The sequence below is a fragment of the Blastococcus sp. CT_GayMR20 genome, assembly GCF_004570345.1.
Window position 1 is genome coordinate 1 of the sequence record NZ_SPQM01000247.1, and the last position, 4,282, is coordinate 4,282.

Annotated in this window: 6 protein-coding genes; all 6 read right to left on the bottom strand. The window is 75.5% G+C overall.

Features of this window, described 5'->3' with window-relative positions; genetic code table 11:
* Nucleotides 1-650: hypothetical protein (locus tag E4P40_RS26615; RefSeq protein ID WP_167762382.1), on the bottom strand; the 650-nt coding region annotated here is incomplete at its 3' end.
* The gene (locus E4P40_RS26620) at nucleotides 647-1,594 is read right to left on the bottom strand and encodes a transglycosylase SLT domain-containing protein (RefSeq protein WP_135161315.1); all 948 of its coding nucleotides are present in this window, start codon (nucleotides 1,592-1,594) and stop codon (nucleotides 647-649) included. The genes E4P40_RS26620 and E4P40_RS26615, both read right to left, overlap by 4 nt.
* On the bottom strand, nucleotides 1,582-2,049 hold the full coding sequence (locus tag E4P40_RS26625; RefSeq protein ID WP_135161316.1) for a flagellar export protein FliJ: 468 nt from the start codon (nucleotides 2,047-2,049) through the stop codon (nucleotides 1,582-1,584). The genes E4P40_RS26620 and E4P40_RS26625 overlap by 13 nt, the downstream gene beginning before the upstream one ends.
* Nucleotides 2,046-3,356 (bottom strand): FliI/YscN family ATPase, encoded by a 1,311-nt coding sequence (locus tag E4P40_RS26630; RefSeq protein WP_135161317.1) that lies wholly within the window; start codon nucleotides 3,354-3,356, stop codon nucleotides 2,046-2,048. Before E4P40_RS26630 ends, E4P40_RS26625 begins: the two co-directional genes overlap by 4 nt.
* Complete coding sequence (locus E4P40_RS26635; RefSeq protein WP_135161318.1) at nucleotides 3,353-4,093, bottom strand: FliH/SctL family protein; 741 nt, start codon at nucleotides 4,091-4,093, stop codon at nucleotides 3,353-3,355. Before E4P40_RS26635 ends, E4P40_RS26630 begins: the two co-directional genes overlap by 4 nt.
* Nucleotides 4,077-4,282 (bottom strand): FliG C-terminal domain-containing protein (locus tag E4P40_RS26640; protein WP_280790659.1); only part of this gene is annotated, 206 nt, incomplete at its 5' end. The genes E4P40_RS26640 and E4P40_RS26635, both read right to left, overlap by 17 nt.

The window sequence follows — 4,282 nt, forward strand, 5'->3', positions numbered from 1 at the left end:
GATCTCTGCGCGGACGCGGGGACCGGGGGCGCGTCGCCGGCCCTCGGCTGCGGCACGGCGGGGAGCGCCACCGGCTGCGCGTCCGCTTCCGCGGTGGCCGGTCCGGGAACAGTGGCGGGAACGGCGCCGATGGGTCCGGCCGGGTCCCCGGCGGTCTCGCCGGCCGGGGGCTGCGTCGTCCCCATCAGGAGCGCCCACAGGCCGCCGGGAAGACCCGTGGCCGCCGGCTCCTGAGCGACACCGTCGGCCGGGTCCTGGGGGGCTGTCGTCTCCTCGGCCGTCTGCGGAACCTCGGCGCGGTCCGCCGCGCGCGCCTCGGCGCGGTCCGCGCGTTCGGTGGCGCGTGCCTGCCGGTCCGCGGCCTTCTCCGCCCGTTCGGTGGCGCGGGCGTCGCGGTCCGTCGTCCGTTCGGCTGCCCGGGTGGTGGTGTCCGCGGCGCGGTCGGTGGCACGGTCGGCCCGCTCCTCCGGGCTGCAGCGGCGCTCGACGCCCCGGTCCGAGGCGGACGACCCCGCGCGCGGGCGGTCGGCGGAGAGGGCATCGTCCAGCGCGGAGGCGAACGGCGCGCCTCCGACGGAGCCGGCGGTGTCCGGGCCGGCGGAGAACTTCGTCCGCCCCGACGGGACGGTCGGGCTCACGGGTGCATTCATCGGTAGGCCTCCGCCTTGGTCATCACGGCGCGCACGTAGTTCTGGGTCTCGGCGTACGGCGGGATCCCGCCGTAGCGGCTCACCGTGCCGGGACCGGCGTTGTAGGCCGCCAGCGCCAGCTCGGTGGAGCCGAACTGCTTGGTCAGGCTGCTGAGGTACTTCGCGGCGCCGTTGATGGCCGACGTCGGGTCGAGGGGGTTCACGCCCAGGCCCTTGGCCGTCGCGGGCATGAACTGCATGAGGCCCTGGGCGCCGGCCGGCGAGACCGCCTGCGAGTCGAAGCTCGACTCCTGCGAGGCGACCGCCGCCAGCAGCGACGCGTCCACGCCGTGGCGGTTGGCGGCCTGGGTGAAGAGGTTCGCGTACGGCACACCGCCGAGCGCCGAGCCGCTCGCGGCCGGCATCGGCGTCGGCGTCTGCTGCGGCAGCACCCGGCGGATGACCGCGGGGGTGCCGACGTCCTGGACCTTGACCGCCTCGCCGGGCTGGGGAGCGGCGACCATCTTCCCGTCGCCGACGTAGATGCCCACGTGGTCGATGCCGGCCCGCGACGACGAGTGGTCGAAGAAGACGAGGTCGCCGGGGCGGGCCTCGGCGAGCGAGGCGACCGGTTTCCCGGTGGTGGCCTGCTGCGAGGAGGTGCGGGGCAGGTCGATGCCGAGGTTGCCGAACACCAGCTGCGTGAAGCCGGAGCAGTCCAGCCCCTTCGTCGGGTCGGTGCCGCCCCAGAGGTAGGGGACGCCGAGGAACTTCTGCGCCTCCGCGACGACGGCGCCCTCCGACGCCGTCGCACCGGAGGAGGCGTAGGCCGACGTCGCGCCGGTTCCGTCGAGACCCGCGGCGGCCGCCGCGCTGGCCCAGCCGCCGGACGCGGCCGGGGTCCGGTACACGAAGCGGGACTGGATCTCGCTGATCCGGGACTGCACCTGCATCACGCCGTCCACGGGACCTCCTCCGCGTCGGCGCCGGAGGCGGTGGGGACCCGCCCGGCGCGGCCGGTCACCAGGTCGTCGACGGCGCGCTCCTCGGCGACGTCCTCGGCGTGCTGCAGTGCCGCCATGAGACGCTCGCGCAGGCGCTCGAGGCCCTTGGTGCGCTGGGCGGCGGCGGTCCACTGCGCCCGGACGAGCTCCGACTGCTCCGCGGACGCGGTGGCCAGCGCCCGGGCGTCGGAGGCGTCGGTGGCCGCCGTCCTCAGCAGGGTCATGGCCGCGACGAACGAGCCGGCCGGCAGCGACCGGGGGAGGACGGCGGCAGCGAGGGTCGCCTCGTAGTCCGTCGCCCGCCGGTCGGCGTCGGCGGCGGCGTTGGCCGCCTCGGCCGCGGCGGCGGCCGCGGCGCGCTCCTCGCTGCGGCGCAGCTCGAGGACCGGCTGGAGCCGGAACTTCGCGCGTTTCATGCGCCCCTCACGATCCGCTGCAGCCAGCCCCACGACTCCTCCGGCGGGGTGGACTCACCCATGGGCTGCTGGAGGAAGGACTCGATCGCGGGCGCGAGCTGGCGGGCACGGTCGACCAGCGGGTCGCTGCCGGTCTGGTAGGCGCCGATCTCGATCAGCTCCCGGACGTCGCGCAGGGCACCCATCAGACGGCGGACCTCGCGGGCGTCGGCCATCTGCTGCGGCGGGACGACCGCGGTCGCCACGCGGGAGATCGACTCCAGGACGTCGATGGCCGGGAAGTGCCCGGTCGTCGCGAGCTTCCGGGTGAGCACGATGTGGCCGTCGAGGATCGACCGAGCGGTGTCGGCGATCGGCTCGTTGTGGTCGTCGCCCTCGACGAGGACGGTGTAGAGCCCGGTGATCGACCCGGTCACGCCCGTGCCGGCCTTCTCCAGGAGCTGCGGCATCATCGCGAAGACGCTCGGCGGGTAACCGCGGGTGGCCGGTGGCTCGCCCGCGGACAGGCCGACCTCGCGCTGGGCCATCGCCGTCCGGGTGATCGAGTCCATGAGCAGCAGGACGTCGCGACCCTGGTCGCGGAACGCCTCGGCGATGCGGGTCGCCACGAACGCGGCCTTCAGGCGCACCAGCGGGGGCTCGTCGGAGGTGGCGACGACGACGACCGTGCGGGCCATGCCCTCGGCGCCGAGGTTCTCCTCGAGGAACTCGCGGACCTCGCGGCCACGCTCGCCGATCAGCCCGATGACCCGGACGTCGGCATCGGTGCCGCGGGTGATCTGGGCCAGGAGGCTGGACTTGCCGACGCCGGAACCGGCGAAGATGCCGAGGCGCTGGCCCTTGCCGCAGGGGACGAGGGTGTCCAGCGCGCGGACGCCGAAGGTCAGCGGCTGGTCGACGCGGGCCCGGCTGAGGGCGTGCGGGGTCTCGCTGGCCAGGTCCACGTAGGACACCCGGGAGCTCAGCGACGGTCCGCCGTCCACCGGCCGGCCGAGGCCGTCGAGGACGCGACCGAGCAGGGCTTCCCCGACCGGCACCTGCAGGGGCATCCCGGTGGCGCGCACCGGCGCGCCGGCGTGGACGCCCGACAGGGTGCCGAGAGGCATGCAGGTGAGCCGGTCACGGCCGACGGCGACGACCTCGGCGAGCAGCGGGCGCACGCCGGGGTTGATCTCCACCAGGTCCCCGACCGCAGCGCTGATGCCGTCGACGGTGAGAGTGAGGCCCATGGCGCCGGTGACCACGCCGGTCACCTGCGGCCGCGCCGCGGCACGGGCCCTGGTGAGCACGTTGACAGGAAGACTCACGAGCTGAGGACCGCCTGGACCCGCTCCAGGGCGGCACCGAGCTGGGCGTCGATCCGGCGGGAGCCGGTCTCGGCGACTGCGCCGGCCCGCTCGACGTCCAGGTCGGCGACCACGCGCACGCTGCCCGGGAGCGCGGCGAGCGCGTCGGCCGGGATCTCGGCGAGGTCGTCCGGGTGCACGCGCACGACGCAGGGGGCGTCGGACGGCACCAGCGCCAGGGCCCGGCGGACGGCGTCGAGCACCGGGTCCTCGGCCAGTGCCAGCTCGCGGCCGACCAGGTCCTCCACGAGCGTCAGGACCGTGCCGAGGATCGTCTCGCGGATCTCGTCGGCGACCGGCTGGGACGCCTCGTCGAAGCGGCTGACCGCCGCACCGAGTGCCGCGGTCGCCGAGGCGACCCGCCGCTCCCACCGGGCCTGGACGTCGGCCAGCCGCTCCGCCGCCTGCCGCTCGGTCTCGGCGATCACCTCGGCGGCGGCCGACATGCCCTCGGCGTGGCCGGCCGCGAAGCCCTCGGCGTGGGCGTGCTCCCGCAGCCGCGCCAGCTCCTCGGCGTAGACGTCGCCGAGCCGGAACGTCGCCCCGCCGCCGACGACCGGGAGGTCGGCGGCACGGCGGATCGTCGAGCGCCGTTCGGTGGTCTGCTCGGGGTGCTGGACGGCGGACCGCTCGTGGTACGGGGTGGCCCGCTCCGCGCCGGTGCCGCGGAGCAGGACCCCCTCACGCGACGAACTCATCGTCCTGTCCTCGCGTCAGCGTCAGGACGCCCTGCTCCTCGAGCGTGCGGATGATGCCCACGACCTTGGCCTGGGCCTCCTCGACGGTGCGGGTGCGCACCGGGCCGAGCAGTTCGATCTCCTCGTTGAGGTTCTCGGCGGCACGCTCGGAGAGGTTCCGGACCACCTTGTCGCGGACGTCGGGCCGGA